Origin of the sequence: Micromonospora sp. WMMD961, assembly GCF_029626145.1 — a bacterium.
Lineage (GTDB): Bacteria > Actinomycetota > Actinomycetes > Mycobacteriales > Micromonosporaceae > Micromonospora.
The window spans coordinates 297,863-317,619 of sequence record NZ_JARUBJ010000002.1; the positions used below are offsets into that span (position 1 = coordinate 297,863).

The 19,757-nt window shown below is 68.7% G+C and carries 18 protein-coding genes and 2 tRNA genes; 14 read left to right on the forward strand and 6 right to left on the reverse strand.

Annotated features, from left to right (window positions below; genetic code table 11):
* Positions 1 to 3 precede the first annotated feature (3 nt).
* Entirely contained in the window at positions 4 to 141 is a 138-nt protein-coding gene (gene rpmH, locus O7614_RS01495) for a 50S ribosomal protein L34 (RefSeq protein WP_007453904.1), read from the reverse strand.
* Between the two features lie 625 nt (positions 142 to 766).
* On the opposite strand from rpmH, the gene dnaA reads away from it, so the two are divergent.
* From dnaA to O7614_RS01520, 5 genes are all read left to right on the forward strand, one after another.
* Positions 767 to 2,596 carry a chromosomal replication initiator protein DnaA gene (dnaA, locus tag O7614_RS01500; RefSeq protein ID WP_278136709.1) on the forward strand — a complete coding sequence of 610 codons (1,830 nt, stop codon included), beginning with the start codon at positions 767 to 769 and terminating at the stop codon, positions 2,594 to 2,596.
* 775 nt (positions 2,597 to 3,371) lie between these two features.
* Positions 3,372 to 4,505 (forward strand): DNA polymerase III subunit beta, encoded by a 1,134-nt coding sequence (dnaN, locus tag O7614_RS01505; protein ID WP_278136710.1) that lies wholly within the window; start codon positions 3,372 to 3,374, stop codon positions 4,503 to 4,505.
* A gap of 39 nt (positions 4,506 to 4,544) precedes the next feature.
* Complete coding sequence (gene gnd / locus O7614_RS01510) at positions 4,545 to 5,417, forward strand: phosphogluconate dehydrogenase (NAD(+)-dependent, decarboxylating) (RefSeq protein ID WP_278136711.1); 873 nt, start codon at positions 4,545 to 4,547, stop codon at positions 5,415 to 5,417.
* Positions 5,418 to 5,433: 16 nt separating this feature from the next.
* Positions 5,434 to 6,567 carry a DNA replication/repair protein RecF gene (recF, locus tag O7614_RS01515; protein WP_278136712.1) on the forward strand — a complete coding sequence of 378 codons (1,134 nt, stop codon included), beginning with the start codon at positions 5,434 to 5,436 and terminating at the stop codon, positions 6,565 to 6,567.
* On the forward strand, positions 6,557 to 7,171 hold the full coding sequence (locus tag O7614_RS01520; RefSeq protein ID WP_278136713.1) for a DciA family protein: 615 nt from the start codon (positions 6,557 to 6,559) through the stop codon (positions 7,169 to 7,171). The genes recF and O7614_RS01520 overlap by 11 nt, the downstream gene beginning before the upstream one ends.
* Positions 7,172 to 7,177: 6 nt before the next feature.
* On the opposite strand, the gene O7614_RS01525 is transcribed toward O7614_RS01520, so the two are convergent.
* The gene (locus O7614_RS01525; protein ID WP_278136714.1) at positions 7,178 to 7,405 is read right to left on the reverse strand and encodes a hypothetical protein; all 228 of its coding nucleotides are present in this window, start codon (positions 7,403 to 7,405) and stop codon (positions 7,178 to 7,180) included.
* Between the two features lie 108 nt (positions 7,406 to 7,513).
* On the opposite strand from O7614_RS01525, the gene O7614_RS01530 reads away from it, so the two are divergent.
* Entirely contained in the window at positions 7,514 to 8,014 is a 501-nt protein-coding gene (locus O7614_RS01530) for a MarR family transcriptional regulator (protein ID WP_278136715.1), read from the forward strand.
* Here the strand turns inward: O7614_RS01530 and O7614_RS01535 are convergent.
* Positions 7,999 to 8,553, reverse strand: a complete 555-nt coding sequence (locus O7614_RS01535; RefSeq protein WP_278136716.1) for a hypothetical protein — start codon at positions 8,551 to 8,553, stop codon at positions 7,999 to 8,001. The two genes, O7614_RS01530 and O7614_RS01535, sit on opposite strands and share 16 nt — an antisense overlap.
* A gap of 519 nt (positions 8,554 to 9,072) precedes the next feature.
* Between O7614_RS01535 and gyrB the strand changes: the two genes are divergently transcribed.
* The 6 genes from gyrB (at position 9,073) to O7614_RS01565 (ending at position 16,363) form a co-directional block, all read left to right on the forward strand.
* Positions 9,073 to 11,019, forward strand: coding sequence for a DNA topoisomerase (ATP-hydrolyzing) subunit B (gene gyrB, locus O7614_RS01540; protein ID WP_278136717.1), 1,947 nt, complete (start codon positions 9,073 to 9,075; stop codon positions 11,017 to 11,019).
* Positions 11,020 to 11,149: 130 nt separating this feature from the next.
* The gene (gene gyrA, locus O7614_RS01545; RefSeq protein ID WP_278136718.1) at positions 11,150 to 14,929 is read left to right on the forward strand and encodes an intein-containing DNA gyrase subunit A; all 3,780 of its coding nucleotides are present in this window, start codon (positions 11,150 to 11,152) and stop codon (positions 14,927 to 14,929) included.
* A gap of 4 nt (positions 14,930 to 14,933) precedes the next feature.
* Positions 14,934 to 15,851: a DUF3566 domain-containing protein gene (locus tag O7614_RS01550; protein WP_278136719.1), complete on the forward strand. Its 918-nt coding sequence runs from the start codon at positions 14,934 to 14,936 to the stop codon at positions 15,849 to 15,851.
* Between the two features lie 152 nt (positions 15,852 to 16,003).
* Positions 16,004 to 16,077, forward strand: a tRNA-Ile gene (locus O7614_RS01555).
* Between the two features lie 44 nt (positions 16,078 to 16,121).
* Positions 16,122 to 16,250: a DLW-39 family protein gene (locus O7614_RS01560; RefSeq protein ID WP_209444550.1), complete on the forward strand. Its 129-nt coding sequence runs from the start codon at positions 16,122 to 16,124 to the stop codon at positions 16,248 to 16,250.
* 37 nt (positions 16,251 to 16,287) lie between these two features.
* A tRNA-Ala gene (locus tag O7614_RS01565) sits at positions 16,288 to 16,363 on the forward strand.
* On the opposite strand, the gene O7614_RS01570 is transcribed toward O7614_RS01565, so the two are convergent.
* Entirely contained in the window at positions 16,334 to 16,669 is a 336-nt protein-coding gene (locus O7614_RS01570; RefSeq protein WP_278136720.1) for a hypothetical protein, read from the reverse strand. The two genes, O7614_RS01565 and O7614_RS01570, sit on opposite strands and share 30 nt — an antisense overlap.
* Positions 16,670 to 16,873: 204 nt before the next feature.
* Between O7614_RS01570 and O7614_RS01575 the strand changes: the two genes are divergently transcribed.
* Positions 16,874 to 17,182, forward strand: a complete 309-nt coding sequence (locus O7614_RS01575) for a hypothetical protein (protein WP_278136721.1) — start codon at positions 16,874 to 16,876, stop codon at positions 17,180 to 17,182.
* A 106-nt stretch (positions 17,183 to 17,288) separates the two neighbouring features.
* Positions 17,289 to 17,879 carry a dihydrofolate reductase family protein gene (locus O7614_RS01580; protein ID WP_278136722.1) on the forward strand — a complete coding sequence of 197 codons (591 nt, stop codon included), beginning with the start codon at positions 17,289 to 17,291 and terminating at the stop codon, positions 17,877 to 17,879.
* A gap of 52 nt (positions 17,880 to 17,931) precedes the next feature.
* On the opposite strand, the gene O7614_RS01585 is transcribed toward O7614_RS01580, so the two are convergent.
* Positions 17,932 to 18,648 (reverse strand): LPXTG cell wall anchor domain-containing protein, encoded by a 717-nt coding sequence (locus O7614_RS01585; RefSeq protein WP_278142110.1) that lies wholly within the window; start codon positions 18,646 to 18,648, stop codon positions 17,932 to 17,934.
* A gap of 106 nt (positions 18,649 to 18,754) precedes the next feature.
* Positions 18,755 to 19,492: a VOC family protein gene (locus tag O7614_RS01590; protein WP_278136723.1), complete on the reverse strand. Its 738-nt coding sequence runs from the start codon at positions 19,490 to 19,492 to the stop codon at positions 18,755 to 18,757.
* Positions 19,493 to 19,757: the final 265 nt, after the last annotated feature.

Sequence of the window (19,757 nt, forward strand, 5' to 3'; positions counted from 1 at the left end):
GGCTCAGGCCGACAGGGTGGTGCGACCCTTGGCGCGACGGCTCGAGAGGATGGCACGGCCGGCACGGGTGCGCATGCGCAGCCGGAAGCCGTGGGTCTTCGCGCGCCGGCGGTTGTTCGGCTGGTAGGTGCGCTTGCTCACGTCAGGCTCTCCGTTTTCGTACGCGCCCCGTACGACGGAATCGCCGGGGTCGTGTGGTGGTCCAGGCCACCTCGACGGTGGCCCACGATCGGTGCTGTCCGGCGGAGCGGAACCTCGGCGGTGCGGGGATGCGACCGTGGACAGCAAGCACCCATCACCCTAGCAGAGGGCGAGAAAGCAGCCGTTCCAGCCTACGCAGGGGGGCAATGACCGTCAAACACCCCGACCGGGTGAAGAACGGGACGCGCCCGAGGCCGAAGGGTGGTTTTCGCTGATGCCGAGAAGGCCCCCGCCGGGTCGCCGGTTGATGGCGCAGGGACAACGCTGTTACCGTGCCCGATTGCGGTGAGCGTCGGAAGCTCCGGTCGTCGCACAGGCAAGACCGGACAAGGTAGTGAATCGTTCGGCACGGTGAACCCGCTTCAGCGCCCGTTCAGGCAGGGGCAGGTCCCACCCGCGTCCGGCGGCGGCCACAATCGGTCGGTACACAGGCTGTGGATAACTTGTGGATGACCACCGGTCGACCGTCAGGTGGGTGTTGTTCCACCCGCGAACGCGGCGGGCCCGGGACGGCCGGCTGGCAGACAGCGGCGGCCGGGAGCAGAGGCGAGGGGGTGGCACGACGGTGGCCGGTACGACCGACCTTGCCGCAGTGTGGTTAGCGGCGACCGACGAGCTCGCCGACGAGATCATCTCAGCCCAGCAGCGTGCCTATCTCCGACTGACCCGGCTGCGGGCGATCGTCGAGGACACCGCCCTGCTCTCCGTCCCGGACGCGTTCACCCGTGACGTGATCGAGTCGCGGCTCCGCCCGGCGATCACCGAGGCGCTCACCCGCCGGCTGGGTCGGCCGATCCAGGTCGCGGTCACCGTCCGGGTCGCCGAGGACGCCACCGGCCGACCGGCCGGCACTGTCTATCGCAGTGTTCCGGACACCGGCCCGTTCGACGCCGAGGGTCCGGCCGCCGAACCCTTCGACGACGACCAGGGCGCTCGGTCGTCCGCAGACCCGATGATCCCCGAGCAGTCCCACCCGGGGCACACGCCCGAACCGTCCGCGCCACCCGCGCCCGCGGGTCCACCGCACGCGCCGGCCGTCGACGCGCACCGCCCAGGGCTGATCCCCGCCAGCAGGGACGGTCAGGAGGCGTTGTTCAGCACCGCCTTCGCGGAGCCGATGCGTGCCGCCCGGCCCGGCCAGGACCGGCGCGGCTACGACGAGCAGGCCGCCCGGCTGGACCCGCCGGGCCCGGACACCCGCCCCTACGAGCCCCACTACCGGGAAGAGTCGGCGTCGCCACGCGACCAGCACGTGATCCGCGCGCTCCCCCGGGACAGCGGCACGGACAGCGGCCCGGGCCGCAGCGGCGTGGACCACCGCACGGGTGGTCGCGACGACCGCCGACTGCCGGGTGCCGACACCGGCGGCAACCGGCTCAACCCGAAGTACATGTTCGAGACGTTCGTCATCGGCTCGTCCAACCGCTTCGCGCACGCGGCGAGCGTGGCGGTGGCGGAGTCGCCGGCGAAGGCGTACAACCCGCTCTTCATCTACGGGCACTCCGGTCTGGGCAAGACGCACCTGCTGCACGCCATCGGGCACTACGCGACGACCCTCGGCAACGCCCGCTCGGTCCGGTACGTCTCGACCGAGGAATTCACCAACGACTTCATCAACTCGCTCCGGGACGACAAGACCAGCGCGTTCCAGCGGCGCTACCGCGACGTCGACATCCTGCTGATCGACGACATCCAGTTCCTGGAGAACCGCGAGCGCACCCAGGAGGAGTTCTTCCACACCTTCAACACCCTGCACAACGCCAACAAGCAGATCGTGATCACCTCCGACCGGTCACCGCGCCAGCTCGCCACCCTGGAGGACCGGATGCGAACCCGGTTCGAGTGGGGGTTGCTGGCCGACATCCAGCCGCCGGACCTGGAGACCCGGATCGCGATCCTGCAGAAGAAGGCGGCACAGGAGCGGATGTACGCCCCGCCGGACGTGTTGGAGTTCATCGCCTCCCGGGTGTCGAACTCGATCCGGGAACTGGAGGGGGCGCTGATCCGGGTGACGGCGTTCGCCAGCCTGACCCGGTCGACCGTCGAGCTGTCCCTGGCCGAGGAGGTGCTCCGGGACTTCATGCCCGACGGCGCCGGGCCGGAGATCAACGCCGACCAGATCATGGCCTCGACGGCCGACTACTTCGGGGTGAGCCTGGAGGACCTCCGGGGCCAGTCCAGGTCCCGCGTGCTCGTCAACGCGCGGCAGGTGGCCATGTACCTGTGCCGCGAGTTGACCGAGCTGTCGCTGCCCCGGATCGGGCAGGCCTTCGGCGGTCGCGACCACACCACTGTGATGCACGCCGACCGGAAGATCCGGCAGCAGATGGCGGAGCGCCGCTCTCTCTACAACCAGATCGCCGAGCTGACCAACCGGATCAAGCAGAACAGTTGAGGCGTACGCCAGCCGTCGTGACGGCGTACAGCCCGGGACACGCCCGGCCGGAGATCCGGCCGGGCGTACTTTTTCCGGTCCCGACTGGACTCTCGACATGGTGTAGGCCACAGGATCGAGGCCGTGACCGCCTCGGCTCCCACTCGTTGTCCACAGCTCGTTGTCCACCGCCGGTGGATAACTACGATCCGTCCACCGCCGGTTACCCACAGGCTGTGGAGAAACCCTGTGTACGAGGCTGTGGACGCTTGGGGACAACCGCCACGTTTTCCACCGACGACCGTCGACCTGTGTACGAGCTGTTGAAGGTTCTGGGGACAACCGCAATGGTGATCTTCATCGTCGTCCACAGACTTGGGGAGAAAGTCGGTGGATTACCGGTGGACAACCGGTGGACGACGGTGGACAACCGGGCGCCAAGACCGGGCTGTGGACACGCGAGCGAGTTGTCCCCCCGGTTCTCCACAGCTAAATCACCGGTGGATATCCGCTCTGAGCTGCGCAGACCTGGCTTTTCCACAGTTTGCACAGGTGCGATGAAGACGATGAGTTATCTCTTCTAAGAGAACAAAAACCAATCATCACCGTTGGGCTTTCTGTGGATCGGGCCGAACGCTGCCGGATCAGCCGGTCAGCACCGACACGATCCATGGGGTCGGGCGCACAGCCGATACCCCCGCGCCCTAAGGTGCGATGGGTACCCGCACGGTCGGGCGGGACGGTAGGCAGCGGTCGGCATGAGAGAGTTGTCGCTGACGTCGACGCGGAGGCATTGATGAAGTTCCGAGTGGAGCGCGACGCGCTCGCCGAGGCCGTGGCGTGGACCGCGAAGAGCCTGCCCAACCGGCCGTCCGTACCGGTGCTCGCCGGGGTGATGCTCCGGGTCACGGACGGCAACCTGCGGGTTTCCGGCTTCGACTACGAGGTCTCCAGCCAGGTGACCGTCGAGGTGCAGGGGGACGCCGACGGCGCCGCCCTCGTCTCCGGCCGCCTGCTCGCCGAGATCACCAAGGCGTTGCCGGCCAAGCCGGTCGACATCGCCGCGGTCGGCGCCCACCTCGAGCTGGTCTGCGGCAGCGCCCGGTTCACCCTCCCCACCATGCCGGTGGAGGATTACCCAGCACTGCCCGAGATGCCGCAGAGCGCCGGCACGGTGGACGCTGCCGCGTTCGCCACAGCGGTCTCCCAGGTGGCCATCGCGGCCGGCCGGGACGAGACCCTTCCGATGATGACCGGCGTTCGCGTCGAGCTCTCCGGCAGCACGCTGTCGATGCTCGCCACCGACCGCTACCGGTTGGCCCTGCGCGAGATCCAGTGGCGCCCGGACGACCCCGACGTGAGCATCAACGCCCTGGTGCCGGCCCGCACCCTGAACGACACCGCCAAGGCTCTCGGCCCGCTGGGTGGCGAGGTCACGCTCGCCCTGGCCCAGGGTGCCGCAGGCGAGGGCATGGTCGGCCTGGCCGGTGGCACCCGACGCACCACCAGCCGCCTGCTCGACGGCGCCAACTACCCGCCCGTTCGCTCGCTCTTCCCGGCCACCCACAACGCCGAGGCCAGGGTTCCGGTCAGCACCCTGATCGAGGTGGTCAAGCGGGTCGCGCTGGTTGCCGAGCGGACCACACCGGTGTTGCTCAGTTTCAGCGCCGACGGCCTGGTGGTCGAGGCCGGCGGTTCCGAGGAGGCACGCGCCAGCGAGGCGATGGAGGCCACCTTCACCGGCGACGCGCTGACCATCGGGTTCAACCCGCAGTACCTCATCGACGGCCTGGCCAACCTGGGCTCCCAGACCGCCATCCTCTCGTTCGTCGACGCCTTCAAGCCCGCGGTGATCTCCCCCGCCGGCGAGGATGGCGAGGTCATTCCGGGGTACCGGTACCTCATCATGCCGATCCGCGTCTCTCGCTGATCGCGCCAAGCAACACCAGATCCACGGAGGTACACACACATGCAGCTCGGCCTTGTAGGACTCGGCCGTATGGGCGGCAACATGCGGGAGCGGTTGCGTGCTGCTGGTCACGAAGTCGTCGGTTTCGACCACAACGCGCAGATCAGCGACGTCGCATCCATCGCGGGCCTGGCAGAGAAGCTTGAGTCGCCGCGCGCGGTCTGGGTCATGGTGCCCGCCGGTGTCACCGACGCGACCATCGACGAGCTGGCCGCGGTGCTCGGCGAGGGCGACATCATCATCGACGGCGGCAACTCGCGGTTCAGCGACGACGCACCCCGGGCCGAGCGGCTCAACGAGCGGGGCATCGGCTACCTCGACGTCGGCGTCTCCGGCGGCGTCTGGGGCCGGCAGAACGGCTACGGGCTGATGGTGGGTGGGGCCCAGGAGCACGTCGACCGCCTGATGCCGATCTTCGACGCTCTCAAGCCGGAGGGTGAGTTCGGCTTCGTGCACGCCGGACCGGTCGGTGCCGGGCACTACTCGAAGATGGTGCACAACGGCATCGAGTACGGCCTGATGCACGCCTACGCCGAGGGCTACGAGCTGATGGCGGCCTCCGAGCTGGTGACCAACGTGCCGGGCGTCATTAAGTCCTGGCGGGAGGGCACGGTGGTCCGCTCCTGGCTGCTCGACCTGCTGGACCGGGCGCTCGACGAGGACCCGGAGCTGGCCGACCTGAGCGGCTACACCGAGGACACCGGCGAGGGCCGGTGGACCGTCGACGAGGCGGTCCGGCTGGCCGTCCCGTTGCACGTGATCACCGCTTCGCTGTTCGCCCGGTTCGCCTCGCGACAGGACGACTCGCCCGCCATGAAGGCCGTCTCCGCGCTGCGTCAGCAGTTCGGCGGCCACGCCGTCCACAAGCGCTGAGCGGCATCGACACCCGGTGTACGTCCAACGGTTGGAACTGGTCGACTTCCGCTCGTACGAGCGGGTGGCCGTCGACCTCCAACCGGGGGCGAACGTCCTGATCGGCGCCAACGGCGTCGGCAAGACGAATCTCGTCGAGGCGCTGGGCTACGTGGCGACCCTGGACTCGCACCGGGTCGCCACCGACGCACCGCTGGTCCGGATGGGTGCCGCGTCGGCGGTGATCCGCTGCTCGGTGGCGCACGACGGGCGGGAGCTCCTGGTCGAGTTGGAGATCGTGCCCGGCAAGGCCAATCGTGCCCGGCTGGGCCGTTCACCGGCGCGGCGGGCGCGGGACGTCCTCGGTGCCCTGCGACTCGTGCTGTTCGCCCCGGAAGACCTTGAGCTGGTCCGGGGTGACCCGGCCGAGCGCCGCCGCTACCTGGACGACCTGCTGGTCAACCGCCAACCCCGGTTCGCGGGTGTGCGGGCCGACTACGAGCGGGTGGTCAAGCAGCGCAACGCCCTGCTGCGCACCGCGTACCTGGCTCGCAAGACCGGTGGGTCGCGTGGCGGCGACCTGGGCACCCTCGCGGTCTGGGACACCCACCTGGCCCAGCACGGTGCGGAGTTGCTCGCCGGCCGGTTGGAGCTGGTCGCCGCGCTCACCCCGCACGTGGCGAAGGCGTACGACGCGGTGGCCGCCGGCCGGGGTGCCGCCAGCATCGCCTACCGGCCGTCGATCGACCTGGCCGAGCCGACCACCGACCGGGCCGCGTTGGCGGAGGCCCTGGCCGCGTCCCTGGCCGCGTCCCGCTCCGCCGAGATCGAACGGGGCACCACACTGGTCGGACCGCACCGCGACGAGCTGGCGCTGACCCTCGGGCCACTGCCCGCCAAGGGGTACGCCAGCCACGGTGAGTCCTGGTCGTTCGCGCTCGCGCTGCGGCTGGCCGGCTACGACCTGCTGCGGGCGGACGGCATCGAGCCGGTGCTGGTGCTCGACGACGTCTTCGCCGAGCTGGACACCGGCCGCCGGGAGCGGCTGGCGGAGCTGGTCGGCGGGGCGAGTCAGCTGCTGGTCACGTGCGCGGTGGACGACGACGTGCCGGCCGCTCTGCGCGGCACCCGCTACCGGGTCGGCGAAGGGACGGTACGCCGTGTCGAATGAGTCACGCACCAACCGCCCAGAAGCGGGCGGAGGCGACGCCGCGGGCGCGCGTACCCCTGGGGCGGAATCGACCGCCGGCGAGGCGGCGGCCGTCAGCGGGCCGGAACTGGCCCGGGCGGTGCTCGACGCGGCGTTGTCCAAGCGGCAGGCGGCGGCTCGCGCCCGGCGTACCCCTGGCGGCGCGGGAGCCGACGCTGCCGGCGGCTCGGGGCGGCGGTTGCGGGGCTACTCCGGCCCGGGCCCCGACCCCCGCGATCCGCAGCCGCTCGGTGCCGTGCTGAACCGGTTGGTGAAGGCGCGTGGCTGGCAGCAGCCGGCGGCCGAGGCCACCGTGTTCGGCGCTTGGGAGCGGGTCGTCGGCGCGGAGGTCGCCCAGAACAGCCGTCCGGTCAAGCTGGAGAACGGTGAGCTGACCGTGGAGGCGCGATCGACGGCCTGGGCCACCCAGCTTCGGCTGCTCGCCGGCTCGCTGCTCAAGCAGATCGCCAGCGAGGTCGGCCACAACGTGGTGCGCAAGCTGCACATCCACGGCCCGGCCGCACCGTCGTGGTCGAAGGGGCCGCGCCGGGTACGCGGGCGGGGCCCACGCGACACGTACGGCTGACGGACCTCAGCTTCGTCGGTCCGTCTCGCGGGCGGCCCGCTTGAGTTCGCGTTGCTCCCGGGTGTAGCGCTTGCGCTCGGCCAGGTCCCGCTTCCACGCCTCGCGGGCCTCGGCCGAGCCGCCCTGCACCGCGCCCTGGACGCCCTCGGCCGGGCCGGCGAAGTGCCGGAAGGCCCAGCTCAGGAGCCGACCTCCCTCGCCCGGAGCTCTGCCGACCGCACCGTCCTCGCTCATCTGCCCGCCCTTTCCCCGCGTCGTGCCGTCACGAACACCGATTGGTGTGCCAATGATTGGTGTACCAATGATTGGTAGGGTAGCCATCGTGCCTGGGGAGAGCAACCGATGAGCGAGAGACCGCAGGGCGTCGACCCGCTGGCGCTGGAGCAGCAGGTCTGCTTCGCCCTCTCGGTAGCCGCGCGCAGCGTGGTGGCGGTCTACCGGCCGCTGCTGGAACCGATGGGGCTGACCCATCCGCAGTACCTGGTCATGTTGGCGCTGTGGCAGCACGCACCGTTGTCCGGTCGCGACCTCAGCCGCCTGTTGCAGCTCGATCCGGGCACGCTGTCACCCCTGCTCAAGCGGCTCGAAGCGGCCGGATACCTACGGCGGGAACGCGACCCCAGCGACGAGCGCAGCCTCGCCGTCACCCTGACCGCCAGCGGTGCCGCACTCCGAAGCCAGGCCGAGCTGATCCCGGCGGCGATCGTGCAGCGCCTCGGGCTGCCGGTCGAGGACCTGCAACACCTGCACGCGGTGCTCACCCAGCTGATCGCCGCGGCCAGCCGACCGAGCGGCGACGGGCCGGCCGCGCAGGAGACCGGCGCGGGTCAGGCGTCGGCGTAGACGGCGAAGCCGCGTTCCGCGCAGCGCCGGTAGAACGCCGCCAGCACGCCCAGCTCGGCGCAGGTGAAGCTCCACTGCGGCGGGTCGCCGCGCTCGTCGCGCAGCGCGTCGAGCCGGCTCTCCAACCATCGCAACTGCTGCTCGGCCAGCCTGCCGTCGCCGAGCAGGGCACGCAGCACCGTGCTCACCGACTCGAAGGTGACCGCCTCGCCGTGCGCGCGGTGCCCCGCCACGAACCGCTCGATCCCGCTGGCGATCCAGGAGCAGCCGTCCGGGTCGATCACCGGGTCCTCGTCCTCGGCGGCGGCGTCTGTGGCGTACAACACACCTTCGAGGCCGAGGAGGAGATCCACCAACTCGGTGTACGCGGTAGCCCGGATGGTGCCGGTCTTCGCGATCAGCTCGGCCAGGGCAGCCGTCGGCGCGGAGATTCGCGGCAGGTCGACGATCTCGCCGAAGTCGACGAACTCGGCCGGCGCGACCGGATCGTAGAAGCGGCCGGTCCGCGGCCAGTGCACCGCGACGTTGTCCAGCCCCATCTGTCACCTCTTAAAGAGCACGTGTCGGGTCGATCGGGTCGATCGTCCCGGTTCCAGCCCTCAAAGATCAAGGCTGGTTCCTGGGCGCCGCAAACGTACGGCACGGACGCCGCGGCCGCGACCCCCGACCCGCCCGGGCGCGGGTCAACCCGTTCGGCGGCGGCGCGTGCGATCCGAGCCTGGCGTGTGGGGGGAGTCGCGGGCGACGGGGTTCTGCCGGCTATGGACTTCTCAGCCGCCTCTCCGAGGGTGCCGAGTGGTGGTTCTGTCCTCCGCGCACAGTAGGATTGACAGCGAGACGAAGACCCGGTGCGGGGGGACGGGGGCCGGTGGCCCCAGGTTCATTCTCCACGTCGGGTCGAGCCGATCGCGATCCGCGGGCAACCGCGGCGACCGGCGCGTTCGACCCGTGGTCCGGAGGTCTCCGGCACCGGTCCGCGCGCCGACGTCGCGTCCTGTCCGCCGAACCCGCGCCCGACGCGCCCTACCGGCGCGGCTGACGCGAGAAAGTGGCCGAGGGTGGCAGCGCAGGAAAAGCAGGAGTACGGCGCAGAGTCGATCACCGTTCTCGAAGGGCTGGAGGCGGTCCGCAAGCGGCCCGGTATGTACATCGGGTCCACCGGCGAGCGCGGTCTGCACCACCTCGTCTGGGAGGTCGTCGACAACGCGGTCGACGAGGCGCTCGCCGGATACTGCGACACCATCGACGTGGTGCTGCTGGCCGACGGTGGCGTCCGGGTCACCGACAACGGCCGTGGTTTCCCGGTCGACCTCCACCCGAAGCTCAAGAAGCCGGGTGTCGAGGTCGCGCTGACCGTGCTGCACGCGGGCGGCAAGTTCGACGGCAAGGCGTACGCGGTCTCCGGCGGTCTGCACGGCGTCGGCGTGTCGGTGGTGAACGCCCTCTCCACCCGGATGGCCGTGGAGATCCACAAGTCTGGCTTCGTCTGGCGGCAGCAGTACACCAACTCCAAGCCCGGCCCGCTGGAGAAGGGTGAGACCACCGACCGCAGCGGCTCGGCGGTCTCCTTCTGGCCCGACCCCGACGTGTTCGAGACCGTCGACTTCGACTTCCAGACCATCTACCGGCGACTGCAGGAGATGGCCTTCCTCAACCGCGCACTGCGCATCCACCTGCTCGACGAGCGGGTGGCCGAGGAGGAGGACGGCCGGCAGCGTGAGGTGACCTTCTTCTACGAGGGCGGCATCTCCGACTTCGTCCGGCACCTCAACGCCTCGAAGAACCCGATCCACAAGACGGTGGTCGAGTTCGGGGCCGAGGAAGAGGGCATGTCCGTCGAGATCGCCATGCAGTGGAACGAGTCGTACGGCGAATCGGTCTACACCTTCGCCAACACGATCAACACCCACGAGGGCGGCACCCACGAGGAGGGCTTCCGGTCCGCGCTGACCAGCGTGGTCAACCGGTACGGCACCGACAAGAAGCTGCTCAAGGGCGACGAGAAGCTCTCCGGCGAGGACATCCGCGAAGGGCTCGCGGCGATCATCTCGGTCAAGTTGGCCAACCCGCAGTTCGAGGGCCAGACGAAGACCAAGCTCGGCAACACCCCGGTGAAGAGCTTCGTTCAGCGGGTCTGCAACGAGTGGCTGGTCGACTGGTTCGACCGCAACCCGGCCGAGGCCAAGATGATCATCACGAAGGCCTCCCAGGCCGCTCGGGCCCGGATCGCCGCGCAGCAGGCACGCAAGCTGGCCCGGCGTAAGTCGCTGCTGGAGTCCGGCTCGATGCCGGGCAAGCTGGCCGACTGCCAGTCCACCGACCCTCGCGAGTCCGAGGTGTTCATCGTCGAGGGTGACTCGGCCGGTGGCTCGGCCAAGCAGGGCCGCGACCCGCGGACCCAGGCCATCCTGCCGATCCGCGGCAAGATCCTCAACGTGGAGAAGGCCCGGATCGACCGGGTCCTCAAGAACAACGAGGTCCAGGCGCTGATCACCGCGCTGGGCACCGGCATCCACGACGACTTCGACATGGAGAAGCTGCGGTACCACAAGGTGGTGCTGATGGCCGACGCGGACGTCGACGGCCAGCACATCCAGACGCTCCTGCTCACCCTGCTGTTCCGCTTCATGCGGCCGCTGGTCGAGCTGGGCCACGTCTACCTTGCCGCCCCGCCGCTCTACAAGATCAAGTGGAACAAGAAGGGCGACGACGCCCAGTACGCGTACTCCGACCGCGAGCGGGACGGTCTGATCCTGCTGCGCCAGCAGAAGAAGCCGAACGCCAAGCCGGACGACATCCAGCGGTTCAAGGGCCTCGGCGAGATGAACTATCCCGAGCTGTGGGAAACCACGATGAACCCGGCGACGCGTACATTGCGTCAGGTCACTCTCGACGACGCGGCGACGGCCGACGAGTTGTTCAGTGTGCTGATGGGTGAGGACGTCGAGGCGCGCCGGTCGTTCATCCAGCGCAACGCCAAGGACGTGCGGTTCCTGGACATCTGACGGACTGTGGTGGATCGGCCGGGTGCTGCCCGGCCGATCCACCGGTCCACAGAGTTATCCACAGCATGGCCGCTATCCACAGCGGTTATCCACAGCACGAAAACGACACTGAGTCTGATAAGGGTATACAGTGACCGATTCTCCCGAGTCCACACCGAACGTGCCCGACCCCGCCGAGGCCATCGCCGCGGTGGTTGCGCACGACCGGATCGAACCGGTCGGGCTCGAGGTGGAGATGCAGCGCTCCTACCTCGACTACGCGATGAGCGTCATCGTCGGGCGCGCACTGCCGGACGTCCGGGACGGGCTCAAGCCGGTCCACCGCAAAATCCTCTACGCCATGTTCGACTCCGGCTACCGGCCGGACCGCGGCTACGTGAAGTGCTCCCGCGTCGTCGGTGACGTGATGGGCCAGTTCCACCCGCACGGCGACTCGGCGATCTACGACGCGCTGGTCCGGATGGCGCAGCCCTGGTCGCTGCGCTACCCGCTGGTCGACGGCAACGGCAACTTCGGCTCGCCCGGTAATGATCCGGCTGCGGCCATGAGGTACTGCGTTACGGCAGATGTCCGTATTCGTACCGCAGGCGGCAGCGTCCGGGTCGGCGACATCGTGCCCGGCGCGGAGCCGTCCAGCGAGACCGACATCGACCTCAAGGTCCGCGACCGCAACGGCGACCTGGTTCGCGCCAGTAAGTTCTTCCACTCCGGCGAGCACCCGACGCTGCGGCTGCGCACCCGCGAGGGGTACGAGCTGACCGGCACCCACAACCACCCGGTGCTGTGCCTGGTGGACGTCGCCGGCGTGCCGACCCTGCTGTGGAAGCTGCTCGCCGAGATCTCCCCCGGCGACCGGGTGGTCCTCCAGCGCAGCGTGCCGGACGAGATCGGCTACCCGATGCTGGAGCACGTCGAGGCCGCCGTCCTCGCCGGTGCCTTCGTCAGCGAGGGCTGGGTGTCCGCCAACCGGGCCGGGTTCAACAACATTGACCGCGAGTTCTTCGTCCGCGTCCTCGCGGCCTACGACCTGGCCGTGGGCGGCCCGCGTTACATCAGCGAGCGGGTCATCGCCTCCGGGAGCACCCTGCACGAACTCGACGTGCAGGACCTCACCGCGCTCCGGTCGAGCCTCCTCGGTGAGCTGATGGGCGCACGGAGCGCCGCGAAGTTCGTTCCCGAGTTCGTCTGGCAGGGGCCGGCCGCCATCAAGCGGGCGTTCCTTCAGGCGCTGTTCGAGGGCGACGGCTCTTCCTCGCTACTGCCGCGCAACACCATGCAGATCTCGTACTCGACGCGCAGCGAGCGGTTGGCGGCCGAGGTCCAGCAGTTGCTGCTGGAGTTCGGTGTGATCAGCCGGCAGACCCGCTACGACAGCGGCGAGATCAAGGTCGTGGTCACCAACCGCCGCGACGCCCGGATCTTCGCCGCGCACGTCGGTTTCCTCGGCCGCAAGCAGGCCAAGCTGGAGGCCGAGCTGGCCCAGGTGCCGGCTAGCAGCACCGCGCTCTCCAGCGACCACGTGCCGCTGGTCGGCGACTTCATCCGTGAGCACGGCGCGACGCGCTGGACCGAGCGGGACTGGCTCCGTCGGCACAACGTGGACCGGGTGGAGCGCTGGGAACGGGACCGCGACGAGATCGCCGCCCGGATCACCAACTCCGAGGTGCTCGACGTGGTCGAGCCACTCGTTGACGGGCGCTTCTACTACGCCGAGGTGGCGCAGATCACCGATGCCGGCATCCAGCCGGTCTACAGCGTCCGGGTCGACACCGACGACCACTCGTTCGTCTCGGACGGGTTCGTCAGCCACAACACCGAGTGCAAGCTCGACCCGCTGGCGATGGAGATGCTGCGGGACATCGACGAGGACACCGTCGACCTGCAGGACAACTACGACGGCCGGGCCAAGGAGCCCACCATCCTGCCGTCGCGGATCCCCAACCTGCTGGTGAACGGCTCCGAGGGCATCGCGGTCGGCATGGCCACCAAGATCCCGCCACACAACCTGCGGGAGATCGGCGCGGCGGTGCAGTGGTGCCTGGAGCACCCGGAGGAGGACGAGGAGACCACCCTCGAAGCCCTCCTCGGCATCGTCAAGGGCCCGGACTTCCCGACCCACGGTCTGATCGTCGGCCAGACCGCGATCCAGGACGCGTACCGCACGGGTCGCGGCTCGATCCGGATGCGCGCCGTGGTGGAGGTCGAGGAGGACAAGCGGGGCCGCCCCTGCCTGGTCGTCAGCGAGCTGCCCTACCAGGTCAACCCGGACAACCTCGCCGAGCGGATCGCCGAGCTGATCAAGGAGGGCAAGCTCGCCGGGATCGCCGACATCCGCGACGAGTCCTCCGGTCGTACCGGCATGCGGATCGTGTTGGTGCTCAAGCGCGACGCAGTCGCGAAGGTCGTGTTGAACAACCTCTACAAGCACACCCAGCTTCAGGAGACGTTCGGCGCCAACATGCTGGCCCTGGTCGACGGGGTGCCGCGCACGCTCAACCTCGCGCAGTTCATCCGCTACTACGTCGAGCACCAGATCGACGTGATCCGCCGGCGGACCGCGTTCCGGCTGCGCAAGGCCGAGGAGCGGGCGCACATCCTGCGCGGTCTGGGCAAGGCGCTGGACGCGCTGGACGAGGTCATCGCGCTGATCCGGCGTTCTCCGACCGTGGACGACGCCCGGCAGGGCCTGATCCGGCTGCTGGACATCGACGAGATCCAGGCGACCGCGATCCTGGACATGCAGCTGCGCCGTCTCGCCGCGTTGGAGCGGCAGCGGATCGTGGACGACCTGGCCAAGCTCGAGCTGGAGATCGCCGACCTCAAGGACATCCTCGCGAAGCCGGAGCGGCAGCGGAAGATCGTCTCGGAGGAGCTCGGCGAGATCGTCGCCAAGTGGGGCGACGACCGGCGGACGCAGATCATCCCGTTCGACGGCGAGGTCTCGATGGAGGACCTCATCGCCCGCGAGGACGTCGTCGTCACGATCACCCGGACCGGGTACGCCAAGCGGACCAAGGTCGATCTCTACCGCTCGCAGCGGCGCGGCGGCAAGGGCGTCAGTGGCGCTACGCTGCGGCAGGACGACATCGTCAGCCACTTCTTCGTCTGCTCGACCCACGACTGGATCCTGTTCTTCACGAACAAGGGTCGTGTCTACCGGGCCAAGGCGTACGAGTTGCCGGAGGCCAGTAGGGTAGCCAGGGGCCAACACGTGGCCAACCTGCTCGCCTTCCAACCGGACGAGCAGATAGCGCAGATCATTGAGATCCCGAACTACCAGGTAGCCCCCTATCTGGTACTGGCCACGAAGAACGGCCTGGTGAAGAAGACGCGGCTCGAGGAGTTCGACTCCAACCGTTCCGGCGGCATCATCGCGATCAACCTGCGCGATGAGGACGAGCTGGTCGGTGCTGCGCTGGTTGCGCCGGAGAACGACCTGCTGCTGGTCTCGAAGAAGGCGCAGGCCATCCGGTTCAACGCCTCGGACGAGGCGTTGCGGCCGATGGGCCGGGCCACCTCGGGCGTGATCGGCATGCGCTTCACGGACGACGACGTCCTGCTCGCCATGGAGGTCGTGCGGGATGGTCTGGACGTTCTGGTGGCCACGAACGGGGGATATGCGAAGCGCACCCCGATCGAGGAATACCCGGTGCAGGGCCGGGGAGGTAAGGGCGTGTTGACTGCGAAGATCACCGAACGGCGCGGTGGTCTGGTCGGCGCGGTGGTGATCGATCCGGACGACGAGCTGTTCGCGATCACCAGCAACGGTGGTGTCATTCGGACTCCGGTGAAGCCTGTACGCCGTACGCGTGACCGGAACACAATGGGGGTCAAGCTGATGGACCTCCCGGACGGCGTGACTATCGTGGCGATTGCTCGCAATGCCGACGAGCCTGACGAACAGGACTAGTTGAATGACGGAGACACAGGCGAAGTCGGGGAACACGGGGACCTCGGCCAACCCGGTCGACGAGGAGGCCGCCAAGGGCGGCACACCAGCGACCGGCCGCGCGGCCGTGGGCCGGGCGACGGTCCCCGCCGACGCGCCTGCCCCGAAGTTCACAAGGGCTCCGGGCATGACACCCCCGCCGGAGCCGCAAGCTGAGGACGCTGGGTCGGCCGACAAGACCGATGCCGCCGGCACCGACGCGCCGACGTCGTCCACCGCCGCCACCCCCTCGGGTTCGGCGACGGCGTCTTCGGCCCGTCCGGCGACCACCCAGCCGATCAACGTGCGGCCCGGTCCGGCGGCGTCGACCGGGGCGACCGGCACCCAACCGCGGATCACACCGGGCATGACCCAGCCACAGCCCGAGACGGGGGGCCGCACCGCCGCTGCCGGTCGCCCGGCCAGCGGCGGTGGTCTGCCGCCGGGCATCGGCAACGCGTCCGCCGTCGGGGCCGCCCGCGTCGGTGACGCGGTACGCGCTGCGCGTACCTCGGTCAGCTCGGCCGCCTCCCGCGGACCGCGCCGGGCCAGGCTGAATCTGAAGCGGATCGACCCGTGGTCCGTGATGAAGTTCGCGTTCGCCGTCTCGGTGGTGCTCTTCATCGTCGTGGTGGTCGCCACGTCGGTGCTCTACCTGGCGTTGGACGCGATGGGCGTGTTCCAGAGCGTCAACGAGAGCCTGAGTGATCTGGTGAACGCCGGCGGTGGCCAGAGCACCAGCGGCTTCCAGATCACCGCCAAGGGCGTGATCCTCAGCTCGGCGCTGATCGGCCTGGTCAACGTGGTGTTGTTCACCGCGCTGGCCACGCTGGGAGCGTTCGTCTACAACGTCTGCGCCGACCTGGTCGGCGGCATCGAGCTGACCCTCGCCGAGCGGGACTGAGCGACCGGGACGCCGGGGCGCGCCGCGCAAAGCGGTCGCTCCGGCGTCCCGTACTCAGGTAGGTTTTGCAGGCGTCGACGGCCTGGCTCGTCCGGCTGGACCCCGATTTGGGGCTGGCTGAGTGGATGGGTTAATCTTGCTCGTCGCAACGCGGGGCTATAGCTCAGTCGGTTAGAGCGCAGAGCTGATAACTCTGAGGTCGATGGTTCGATTCCATCTAGCCCCACCGCACGGTTCGTCCGACGTTAGTCGAGCACGAGGGGTCGCCCCATGTTCAAGAAGCTGCTGATTCTGGCTGGCGTCGTCGGCGTGGCCGCCGTCGTGTTCAACAAGATCAAGGCCTCGAACGACGAGCGTGCCCTGTGGCACGAGGCGACCACCGCGCCCGACCTGCGCTGACGTCCGGCCGGGCGACGAGGGTTCGACGCCCGCGCACGGGGCCCTAGCTCAACTGGCAGAGCACTGCCTTTGCAAGGCAGGGGTTAGGGGTTCGAGTCCCCTGGGCTCCACCAGCACTTTCCTCGGTTGATCTCGGTCCCGAGTGCAGCCATTTCGTACAGCCAAGTGGTCTTCGCTGCCGCATTGGCGCCGAGCGACTTACCGATCAACAGTGGGCGACCGCCGATGGTGTCGACCAGTGGAGTGATCTCACCGCCGACCCAGCTCTCGATCTCCGGCTGGTCAAACTTCGGAAACTCCCGGGACCACGAGTGCCGATGTACCGTTGCGCCCCGCCGATGCGCCGCGTCGCCGGCATACATCAGCAGGGGAGCACCCGGTCCGAACCTACCGCCGGGAATCACGACAGCGTCAGTCACGCAGACGACCCTACCGAGACGCCGCGGGGACAAGATGTGTGTGATCTCGACAGCCGGGCGGGCGTCCGGCAGTCAACCGAGAGCCAGAGCGACAGCCCCTGAAGCCCAGGAGCAGGCCTTACCCGCGCCCGCCGGCCAACAGCAGTCATGATCTTTTGCAGGACGAGAGCACATAGGATCGGTGGCCTGCAGGAGGGAGGTCAGATGGAGACATGGCGTTTCGTGGCCGCTGCCACGATGATGGTGACCATTGGCCTTATTGGAGTCGCCCTGGCGACGAACTTTCGAGGCGTGACCGAGTGGCACATTCGCCGGTCGATGGCCACCGCGAGTGTGTTGCGGCGAGTTCCGCCGTGGCGCTGGCTTGCGGATGCCGAGTACGACGAGCGTCTGGCGCGGTTTGTTCTGCTGGAGCGGGCGATGGGCGTGATCTTCGCTGCGGCCAGCGTCATGTTCTTGATCGTTCTCGTTCACGGCGTCCTGTCCGGCGAGCCGATGCCGTCGAGCCGATGAGGAAGCTGCGAGCGTCCCTGGTGGATGGCTGGCCGCTTGACTCCCTTACCTGAGCGACAGCCCGCGAGACTCTAATCTCAGGGCATCCCCACGTAGAGGAGCGCCGATGGGCAAGGTAGTCATGTACGGCTCGGTGTCGGTGGACGGCTTCGTCGCGGACGAGAATGACCAGCCCGGACCGCTGTTCGACTGGTTGCTCGGTGGTGACGTGCCGTTGGACGACAGCGGCGCGTTGAAGGTGTCGCAGACGTCCTACGACTACACCCGGCCGTACTGGGACCAGATCGGGGCGACGGTCGCCGGCCGCCACGTCTTCGACATGACGGACGGCTGGGACGGGAAGCCTCCGGGCGGGGTCGACCACGTGGTCGTCGTGACGCACCGGCCGAAGCCCGAGGGTTGGGACCCTGAGGCGCCGTTTCACTTCGTCGACGGCGTCGAGGCGGCCGTGGCCAAGGCGCAGGAGCTTGCGGGTGACCGCATTGTCGAGGTCTCCGCTGGCGACGTCGGGGGTCAGGTGCTTGCCGCGGGCCTGGTCGACGAGGTGCGCATGGATGTCGTGCCCGTCGTGTTCGGGTCCGGCAAGCGCTACTTCGGGTCGGTCGACGCACAGCACCTGTTGGAGGATCCGGACGTGGTGATTCAGGGCAACCGGGTGCTTCACCTGCGCTATCCGGTGCGCCGTCGACCGATCTGAGTAAGAGAGCGCCCGGCTCGATGATGCATCGAGCCGGGCGCGTCGAGTCAAGCTATGCGACGAAGCGGGAACGGCGTCGGCGTCCGACCAGATAGCCGACGCCCCCGAGGAGCAGAAGTGCACCGCCAACGCTGGCCACGGTCGCGGTGTTGGCACCGGTCAGAGGCAGTCCACCGCCGTCGCCGCCGGAGGCGCCCAGGCTCGCGGAGGGAGTAGACGTCGGTACATCGGTTGGCGTCGCGCTGGGCGTGGCGCTGGGCGTGGCGCTGGGCGTCGGGGTGGGCTGAGACGCGCAGTCAAGCGCCCGTGCGGTGTACAGGCCGTCGTTCAGATAGGCGAGGTAGATGTCGATGGCCGCATCGGCGAGCACCTTCTGCGCGGCCGCTTCCACGTTGGGGCCAGCGCTCGTCAACGTCCGGACCACGGTGACCCGCAGAGCCACCGACCAGACTTTCTGCACGTCCGTCTTGAGGAATGCCCGGAGTTCGTCCGGGGTGCCCTTCAGCTGATCCTGTATTGCATCTGGTAGAACGGGCAACGAGTCGCCGGTTGCCGCAGCCAGGATCTGGGCGGTCAACACCCGAATCTCCTGGTCGGTGGCGGCGTCCAAATCAATGGTGACGAGCTTGCGGATGTCCTCGTACACCTCGCGCTCGACCGTTTGGCACGTCTCGTTCAGTCCAGGCGATTCGAGCTGAGCAGCTGCCGGTGTCGCCGGAACCAGGAAGGCCAGCGCTATCAGGGCGCCGGCCGGGATCTTCCATCGCATGTGGATATTGCTCCCCCGGTTGTAGATCAAAGCATGGAGATACTAGCCGTCGATGGGATGACCTATCGCCCCCGGCGTCTCAGCGCGGTACGAATGCAGCCTCTGGTCAGGCGGGGGTGAGGAGACAGAACTCGTTGCCTTCCGGGTCGGCGAGGACCTTCCACGGAATGTCGGCCTGGCCCAGGTCGATCACGGTGGCACCGAGAGCGCTCAGTCTGGTCGCCTCGGCTTCCAGGTCGTCGTCTGGGTAGGGGCGGACGTCGAGGTGGACGCGGTTCCATCCGGTCTTCGCGTCGGGTGTCCGGATGAACTCCAGGTATGGTCCGACGCCCTTGCCGGAGCGCAGCACCGCATAGCGGTCGGTCACGTCGTGCAGAGTCCAGTCGGTGGCCTGTCCCCAGAACTGCGCCATGGCACGCGGATCCGCGCAGTCGACCACGACTGCGGCGATCGGTCCGGTGTCCCGGTAGATCGCTCGGGGTTCCAACACGCAGAACTCGTTGCCCTCCGGGTCGGCCAGGACCGTCCACGGAACGTCGCCCTGGCCGACGTCGGCAGGGGTTGCGCCGAGATCCGTCAGGCGCGCGACCAGCTGCGCCTGATGGGAAGCCGAGGTGGTGGCGAGGTCGACGTGTACCCGGTTCTTCACCGTCTTGGGTTCCGCGGAGACGACGAGGTCGAGGCAGACAGCGACAGGGTCGGGGTAGACGAAGCCCTCGGGTTCGAGGTTGGTCACGCCGGGTTCCTCGCTGGAAACTCCCCAGCCGAGCGCCTCCGCCCAGAAACCGCCCAGTGCGGAGTCGTCCCGAGCCTTCATGTTGATCTGCACGAGCCTCGTTGGCATGCCGACGATGCTAGAGCGTGTTCCGCGTCGGCAGTACCGACTAACGCCCCCGTGGGGTGCATGCGTTTACTCGGCTGGAACGGGATGCGGGAGGCGGCTGCGGCATCAGTGTGCCTGGCCACCCGTTGGACGAAAGCCGGCTTCACCCTGAGCGCGTCGACCTCGCCGAGACGGCGATCAGGGGGGAAGTGCCCCTCCCCAGGCCGCTGCGGTAAAGACCTGTCGGACTTTGCGTGGCGCTTGTCATGATCCGCGGGCCGGTGGG

Bases quoted from the DNA above. Each gene is read 5' to 3' on its own strand.
- dnaN (WP_278136710.1), top strand. From the start codon at position 3,372: ATGAAGTTCCGAGTGGAGCGCGACGCGCTCGCCGAGGCCGTGGCGTGG.
- gnd (WP_278136711.1), top strand. From the start codon at position 4,545: ATGCAGCTCGGCCTTGTAGGACTCGGCCGTATGGGCGGCAACATGCGG.
- O7614_RS01525 (WP_278136714.1), bottom strand. From the start codon at position 7,405: ATGAGCGAGGACGGTGCGGTCGGCAGAGCTCCGGGCGAGGGAGGTCGG.
- O7614_RS01530 (WP_278136715.1), top strand. From the start codon at position 7,514: ATGAGCGAGAGACCGCAGGGCGTCGACCCGCTGGCGCTGGAGCAGCAG.
- O7614_RS01535 (WP_278136716.1), bottom strand. From the start codon at position 8,553: ATGGGGCTGGACAACGTCGCGGTGCACTGGCCGCGGACCGGCCGCTTC.
- O7614_RS01550 (WP_278136719.1), top strand. From the start codon at position 14,934: ATGACGGAGACACAGGCGAAGTCGGGGAACACGGGGACCTCGGCCAAC.
- O7614_RS01560 (WP_209444550.1), top strand. From the start codon at position 16,122: ATGTTCAAGAAGCTGCTGATTCTGGCTGGCGTCGTCGGCGTGGCCGCC.
- O7614_RS01575 (WP_278136721.1), top strand. From the start codon at position 16,874: ATGGAGACATGGCGTTTCGTGGCCGCTGCCACGATGATGGTGACCATT.
- O7614_RS01580 (WP_278136722.1), top strand. From the start codon at position 17,289: ATGGGCAAGGTAGTCATGTACGGCTCGGTGTCGGTGGACGGCTTCGTC.
- O7614_RS01585 (WP_278142110.1), bottom strand. From the start codon at position 18,648: ATGCGATGGAAGATCCCGGCCGGCGCCCTGATAGCGCTGGCCTTCCTG.
- O7614_RS01590 (WP_278136723.1), bottom strand. From the start codon at position 19,492: ATGCCAACGAGGCTCGTGCAGATCAACATGAAGGCTCGGGACGACTCC.